Origin of the sequence: Rhizobium sp. BK399 (assembly GCF_014194695.1) — a bacterium.
GTDB lineage: Bacteria > Pseudomonadota > Alphaproteobacteria > Rhizobiales > Rhizobiaceae > Rhizobium.
The window spans coordinates 219,572-225,963 of sequence record NZ_JACIAH010000009.1; the positions used below are offsets into that span (position 1 = coordinate 219,572).

At 56.2% G+C, this 6,392-nt stretch carries 3 protein-coding genes and 1 pseudogene; 3 read left to right on the forward strand and 1 reads right to left on the reverse strand.

The window, feature by feature from the left end; translation table 11 throughout:
* The first annotated feature begins 146 nt into the window (after positions 1–146).
* Both FHT97_RS20000 and FHT97_RS20005 read left to right on the forward strand, forming a co-directional pair.
* Positions 147–3,404, forward strand: a complete 3,258-nt coding sequence (locus tag FHT97_RS20000; protein ID WP_183864014.1) for a DEAD/DEAH box helicase — start codon at positions 147–149, stop codon at positions 3,402–3,404.
* A gap of 127 nt (positions 3,405–3,531) precedes the next feature.
* Positions 3,532–3,894 carry a hypothetical protein gene (locus FHT97_RS20005; RefSeq protein WP_183864007.1) on the forward strand — a complete coding sequence of 121 codons (363 nt, stop codon included), beginning with the start codon at positions 3,532–3,534 and terminating at the stop codon, positions 3,892–3,894.
* Positions 3,895–4,329: 435 nt separating this feature from the next.
* On the opposite strand, the gene FHT97_RS20010 is transcribed toward FHT97_RS20005, so the two are convergent.
* Entirely contained in the window at positions 4,330–4,707 is a 378-nt protein-coding gene (locus FHT97_RS20010; RefSeq protein WP_183756160.1) for a GFA family protein, read from the reverse strand.
* Positions 4,708–5,060: 353 nt separating this feature from the next.
* Here FHT97_RS20010 and FHT97_RS20015 point away from each other — a divergent pair.
* Positions 5,061–6,298 (forward strand): annotated as a pseudogene (locus FHT97_RS20015) (DNA polymerase ligase N-terminal domain-containing protein); the annotation flags it as partial.
* Positions 6,299–6,392: the final 94 nt, after the last annotated feature.

Consider the following 6,392-nt stretch of genomic DNA (forward strand, 5'->3'; position numbering starts at 1 on the left):
CCCCTGTCGACGTCAAAAGCGGCCAGCGGGTTAACGTGCACTGTCGCGAGCGGATTTCAGCTCGTTGGATGGAGAGCGAATTTCCTGGTGAAAAGCGCCGGTCTCAAAATCACACACGCTGCTATCTGATTGGAAATATATAATTGATGGAAGCCAACGCCGCGACTGACATTGCCAACGGCCCCGCTTCCGATAGCTTGCCACCTCCAGCTTTCGTGGCAGCAAGCCTTTTGAGAGAGCTGCAGGAAAGCACGCATAATCTGGTCTATGTTGCTTCAAGCGAGTTGGCGGCGACCCAGATCGCGAGCGCTGTTATGGAGATGAACCCGATCGCTCCGGTCGTTATGCTTCCTGCTTGGGACTGCCTGCCCTACGATCGCGCTCCACCCTCAAGACACAGCATGGGCCGGCGCATGGACGCTCTCAGGGTCTGGCTCGAAAGCCCAACAGGACCCAAGCTTCTTGTAACCTCCCTCGAAGCAATGGTGCAGAAGGTACCACCACTAGGGGTCATCCGAGACACTTGGTATCGCCTGGCGATCGGCGAGAGCTTCGACATAACCACGTTTCTGGTCTTCGCGAAGCGGACCGGATATTATGAGGACGGAAATGTCGACGAGCCCGGAGAATTCGCATTTCGCGACGGTCTGATCGACATCTTTCCAGCCGGCGGCCGTTACCCAGTGCGTGTCACCTTGCGCAACACTTTGATCTCGGAACTTTGGTTTTACGATCCAACCAGCCAAAGGACGACAAAGGCCCTGGAGGAGATGGTTTTCGGACCTGCGTCGGAGGCGGTAATTGGCCGCGACGAAGAAAAGGACGACCCGGCCAACACGGCGGACGCACTGTACAATCGGCTTTTTCGACAATATGGCGAACTCCCGAGCGCATTCGACATTCTGGAAAACGTCAAGATAGCGGTGCCTGACCAAACCTTTCGTCGACTGCCGTTCTATCTCGAATTGATTGATGATGCCCATGTGGCTTTCGGCGGACGAGCTTTCGAGCACTCGCTCTATATCGATGAAGCCCAATGGACGTTTTTCATCAACAAGTTGCCTTCTTTTGAGATCGACACGACCGCGGCTCAAGAAGTTCCGCAATTCAGCGAATTTGTCAGTCCGGGCAAAGCACTGCGGACTTTCGTCGAAGATCATATTCGTTCAGGATGGACCGTCGTCTTGGCAGGAGAGTCGGTCGATATCGAGCGCGCTACCCAACGATTGGTGCAACAGACAGGCTTCAGCATTCAACCGATTGGAACATGGCTGGACCATCAAACCGCGCCGCCGGGAAGTCTGCTGAGGCTTTCCCGTCGTCTGCATCATGGCTTTATTGACCACCACCAAAGACTCGCCATGCTTGGAACGGCAGACATTGTGGGGCGGGCGATACCAACGCAGTACTCACAGGTCGGGATAAATACCGAACCAGACCTCGAGCTCGGCGATTTGGTCGTTCATGAGGATTACGGCATAGGCAGACTGTCCGGATTGGAAACAGTTGAAGTTGAGGGCGAAACTCGCGATGCGGCACGTCTCGTCTATTATGGCGAAGCATCGATCCTTGTGCCGATGGACGACTTCGGTAAGATCTGGCGATATGGCTCCAACGCCACTGCTGTTCCTCTCGACCGGTTGCATACCGATGGTTGGAAGAAGAAACGGGCATTGGTAGATAAAGACATCCGCGCAGCGGTTCGTCATTTGAAAAAAACTGCCGAAAACCGCCAAGCGTCTCCGGCGCAGGCGGTGAAGCCGCCTCGGGCCCGATACGCAAGATTCGCTTCCCGTTTTCCCTATGGAGAAACACCGGATCAGGCTGCGGCTATCCAAGCCGTCATGACTGATCTTGCATCCGGCGTGGTGATGAACAGGCTCGTCTGCGGTGATGTGGGTTTCGGAAAGACTGAGGTGGCGCTTCGAGCGGCCGCCGCTGTCGCACTTGCAGGGGGACAAGTCGTCGTTGTATCGCCAACCACTGTCCTGACAAGGCAACATTTCGTGACGTTCAGCAGACGATTTGCCGGCATGGGAATAGAAGTGGCGATGTTGTCACGGGTCGTCTCCCCGAAAGAGGCGAAGCGCGTTAAGGCGGGTTTGAAAAACGGCGACATCAGTGTCGTCGTTGCTACACAAGCGATACTCGCCAAAGACATTTCACTGCCCCGTTTGTGGTTGCTGATTATTGACGAAGAACATCGTTTCGGTGTTCGGGATAAACAAGCCCTGCAGGAGCTGGCGCCTGCCATCCATACGATAATGATGTCGGCTACGCCAATACCGCGAACCCTGCAGACCGCATTGATTGGAATTCAGGACACCAGCCTGCTGACCGCCCCGCCGGCGGAGCGAAGACCGGCGCGGACGGTGGTGACGGACTTCGACAAGGCTTCTCTCCGCGTGGCGCTCCTTCGCGAATATCGCAGAGGCGGCCAGAGCTTCATTGTTACGCCGCGGATCGAAGATATCGAAGAACTGCGTGCTATGCTCGCCAATGTCGTACCAGAACTCACGATCCGCGTAGCGCACGGGAAAATGCGGGCGGTCGAGATGGATGAAATCATGGTCGATTTTGCAGATGGACATGGCGACGTCTTGCTCGCAACCAATATCGTTGAAAGCGGGCTTGATGTGCCGCGCGCCAACACGATGTTCATTTGGCGTGCCGACCGCTTCGGGCTTGCGCAACTTCATCAACTACGTGGCCGCGTTGGAAGGTCCAAGGTTCAGGGCATATGCTACCTGATCCTGCCGCCCGACAGGAACCTCGCAGATGCCACCCGATCGCGGCTGTCGACCATCCTGGACAATGATCGCCTTGGCGACGGCCTGTCGATCAGTTTGGACGACCTGGAGCTCAGGGGCGGTGGCGAGATCGAAGGTGACAAGCAGTCAGGGCATCTAAAGGTTATCGGTACCGCTCTTTATCAGGACCTGTTGGAGCGCGCGATCTCCGGAAGAAAAGAAAGCGGCCAGTCTAAAACCGACGTTAACCTCGGCATATCAGGGGCAATTCCTGGTGACTATGTCAGCGACGCCGGCGTCAGACTCGGACTGTATTCAAGATTGTTGCGGGCGGACTCACTGGATCAGGTAGAGGCGCTCGCGGAAGAGTTTGACGACCGGTTTGGCGACCTCCCGGTCGATCTGGCGCTTTTGCTGCGCCTGACGAGCGTTAGAGTAGCTGCGCAGCTGCTTGGCATCAGAAGCGTCGAAGGAGGTCCTAAAGGGATCGCGTTGACCTTCAACAACAAGGACACCCGGCACATCAAGAAGCATTTTGATCGAATTCGCCCCAGTTCCTTACGTGAAGGGAGGCTGATCTTTGAGGAGCGAACAAACTCTGGTGAAGAACGGCTGGCCCTTTTGGAGCAGCTGCTGGACGTTGGCGGGCGGTAAAGTCTTGTCGGAGCGGGTGAGAACGCAGCCTTTCCAAGATTTCTTCGGCCTTGGCCCACAGTGCGGTCGAGGGAACATCTGGTTTCTTCGAAGGTTACCCGTTCGTCAATTATTCATGGAGTTTTCGATGAGAACCGATAGCGCCGGAAGCGATCAGAAGACGGTAACCGAAACCGCCACGGAGGCGAGACAGGGGAACTTCGGTAAACCGGTCCTCATCGTTCTGGTGTCAGTTCTGCTCCTCGCGTTCGTTGCCTGGGGAGCGGTCGAATGGTGGGGGGAAAGTCTTGACGTCGATCATAAGCCGACCGTATCAACAGCGATCGACCCGATCAACGCGCAGCCATCTGGAAAAGGCACGTTTGACGACAATCCCGCCGGTGGAGGTTCAAGGCCACCACAAGCCACCGATCGCGATCCGACTGCAAGTGGAAGCGGTGGAGGAAAGACGATGATCAATTCGCCCAGTGGAACGGAAAAGGTTCGTTGATCCCTGCGATCACATAAGATCAGCAAGGAAAGTCCGTTACCTTACGCCCGGAACAGGCAAAGGGCAGGAACGAACGCTAAAGGGTTGATGCTGGTGAAACACGGCAGCCACGTCTCTCATCGTGGTGGTTCCAATCCCCGTCGTAAAGCGCCTCCGGCTCGGACCTCCCACACGCCGGGGGCGCTTTCTTGCAGAATTTGCATCTCGCTCGCCGCTAAGAGCAGAGCAAGACTGGTGGCAGTGGTTCAGATTGCTGGCACCCATTTCCAAATGACGCCTTCCCTGCGATCCTCATCGTAGTTGAAGACGCGTCGGCCAGAGGTGGGCCCTCCTTCGCGACAGGATTCACGCCCGTGCCGGGCGCAAACTCTATTGGCAGCGGAAGCTGCGTAGCACATCGTCCGTTGAACGTGGGGGCACGGCTGATCCTTTCAATCAGGCGATCTTGTCTTCGGTGTACTGAACGGCGTCATTGATCGGCGAAAGCCAATGCTCTCGCCTTTTGACCCACAGCTCGTATGTCGGCGCCAAAGCCGTGGGGGCGTCTCGTAGCGTTCCAAGTTTTACCTCTGCTTCATTATCATTGTATGAGAACATCCTACTTCCACACGTCGGGCAGAATCTCCGGCCCTCGTGAACCTCCGTTTGCCCAGACGTTGAAAAGGAAGAAGCGGGCCAGACACCAAAGAATGTGAAAGCCGAACCGCTTTCCTGCCGACAGTCCGTACAGTGACAAATTCCTATGCGAGTGGCTTCCCCTTCGAGGCTATAAGTTACGCGTCCGCATCGACATGATCCTGTGATCCGTGTCATTCTTGTCCTCCTGCTTCATCCTCGCCGGCTTGCAGATCCAGGAATGGAATTTCTTTCGCCGGGAGCCAGCTCTCATACAACCTTTGAGGATCCTCACAGTTCCTGCCTGGCCAGGTGAGGTGTTGGGCGCTCCCCGGCACCACGAAACTCCTTGCCGCGGCCAGCGTTTCTCTCACTGACATGATGATCAGGAGACCGTTCGTGGCGAATGACTGGGTGGCAATTTCTCTCAACCATTTCACCTCAAGTAAGCGTTCGTACCTGTTGGGTGCAGGTGATTTTGCCCGATCGGCCCTGGGACCGGCAGCTTTGTGGGGTGAGCAACGAATGTCGACGAAAGAAGGGAGGTCATAATGAGCGATACTCTTTCAACCTATCGTGCCAAGCGGGATTTTCACCAAACCGAGGAGCCGAGCGGCAGAGTTCCCGTGAAGGCATCCAATCGTCTCCGTTTTGTAATCCAGAAACACGACGCAACCCGCCTTCACTATGATCTCCGACTGGAGCTTGATGGAGTCTTCAAATCGTGGGCAGTCACGAAGGGTCCGTCTCTGGATCCGCATGACAAGCGTCTGGCGGTCGAAGTCGAAGACCATCCCCTCGACTACGGCGATTTTGAAGGGACGATCCCAAAGGGCCAATATGGCGGAGGCACGGTGATGCTATGGGACCGTGGATTCTGGGAACCGGAGGGAAAGGGTTCCCCTCAGGACGCTCTGAAGAAAGGCGATTTCAAGTTCACACTCCACGGAAGGCGTCTTCACGGCAGCTTTGTTCTGGTGCGAATGCGCGGTGACCGCGACGGCGGGAAGCGGACAAACTGGCTCCTGATCAAACATCACGACGACTATTCGGTCGAGGAGAATGGGGATGCCATTCTTGAGCAGAATGTGACGTCCATTGCGTCCGGTCGGACGATGGATCAGATTGCGGATGGAAAGGGCCGCAAGCCAAAACCGTTCATGATGGCGAATGCCGACCTGAAATCCGACGCGGTCTGGGACAGCAAGAATGGGCTTGCCGCGGATGAACGCCGAAAGAAAATCGGCGCCGCGGAAAAGGCGCCGGCTGACCTGCCTGACTTCGTAGCGCCTCAGCTCTGTAAAACATTAGCAAGGCCACCGGCAGGCAAGAATTGGCTCCATGAGATCAAGTTGGCTATCGGATTCAGATGCGAGTGGCCGCGGGAACTGTCATGCTCAAGACGCGAAAGGGTCTCGACTGGACGGCCAGATATTCCGAGATTGCCTCGGCGGCGTCTGGACTTCCTGATTGCATCATCGACGGCGAAATCTGTGCGCTTGACGAAAACGGCGCTCCGGACTTTGCCGCACTCCAGGCTGCCTTGTCAGAGGGAAATACTGGCAATCTGGTCTACTTTGCTTTTGACCTGCTGTTTGATGGGGAGGAGGATCTGCGCTCGATGCCATTGGTCGGACGCAAGGACCGTCTGCGCACTTTGCTGAGCGTAATTGGAAATGAGCCCCGACTCCGTTTCGTCGAGCATTTCGAAACGGGCGGCGACGCCGTGCTTCGTTCCGCCTGCAAATTGTCCCTCGAAGGAATCGTTTCAAAAAAGGCCGATGCGCCTGACCTTGCCCCCAAGTTTTATCCAGTTTTAAGTTCGCTCCGGCGGTTTTGGGTTGCTGTATTTGGGGCGGTAGCGGCGGGTTGCGGTGCGGAGC